Raw genomic sequence first — 964 nt, forward strand, 5'->3', positions numbered from 1 at the left:
AGGCCGGTTGCCCGGACGATGCCGGCGATGTGGGACAGCATGTCCGCGCAGGGTACCGCCCAATCGGTGTCGGGAAGCCCGCGCGAGAAGGCGAACCCCGCCGAGGTGGTCGCCAGCGCGCGGAAGCCGAGATGCTCCAGCATCAGGGCGCTGCCGGCGTCCCACGGGTTGGGGATGACGAAGCAGCCGTCCCTGTGGAGGTCGGCGAAGGCGGTGCGGGCCTGGTGGGGGGTGGTCATTACGGTCATCCTTCGGAACGGCGGCGCGGACTCGGTGCAGGCTAAGGCGGTGCTCCGCCACAGCCCATCGGCCGGCCGGCCCTATGGTTACCCCAGGCTGTCCACCGCCGGCCAGTCCACCGCCGGCCAGTCCACCGCCGGATGCGCTGCCAGCCGCTCCAGCAGGCGGTCCAGCAGGTCCCAGATCGCGGCATCATGCACCCGGTGGTGGGTCAGCAGGCCGACGGGCTCGGATGGGGTCCGCCGCCCCTCGCGGCGGTCGCGCAGTTCGCGGCACAGCAGGTCGAGCAGCGAGTCCAGCGGCACGGCGGAGCGGCTGCCGCGCCAGTCGATCAGGTCGAGGTGGGTGTTGACCCAGGCGATGCCGTCCCGGGGCGCCGGGGACGGGCCGAAGGCGGAGACGGCGCGGTAGCCGGATGCCGACAGGCGCGCCGGCATGTCGGGGGCCATGCGGTTCCAGGGCGGGACGAACAGCGGCAGAACGCGCTCCCCGAACAGGGCGCGCAGGGTGGACAGGCCGCGTTCGGCCTCGGCCTGTCGGACCTCGGAAGGACGTTCCGGGCCGAACTCGCACTTTTTCCGGCCGGGGGCGGCGTGGTCGGTGTGGGACCAGCCATGGACCAGCGGGGTGACGAAGGCGTGGTTGGCAAGGGCCTCGGCCAGCGACGGCTCGGCGTCGGCCGGGATGACGGCGAGGCCGAGGGGGATGCCGGCTGCGCGCAGCG

2 protein-coding genes are annotated in these 964 nt (G+C 73.4%); both read right to left on the reverse strand.

The window, feature by feature from the left end; genetic code table 11:
• Positions 1-239, reverse strand: a 239-nt coding sequence (locus I71_RS31170; RefSeq protein ID WP_042703490.1) for an isocitrate lyase/phosphoenolpyruvate mutase family protein, incomplete at its 3' end; no start/stop codon positions are given.
• A gap of 87 nt (positions 240-326) precedes the next feature.
• Positions 327-964 (reverse strand): hypothetical protein (locus I71_RS31175; RefSeq protein WP_042703492.1); only part of this gene is annotated, 638 nt, incomplete at its 5' end.

The organism is Azospirillum sp. B506 (genome assembly GCF_000333595.1).
Lineage (GTDB): Bacteria > Pseudomonadota > Alphaproteobacteria > Azospirillales > Azospirillaceae > Azospirillum.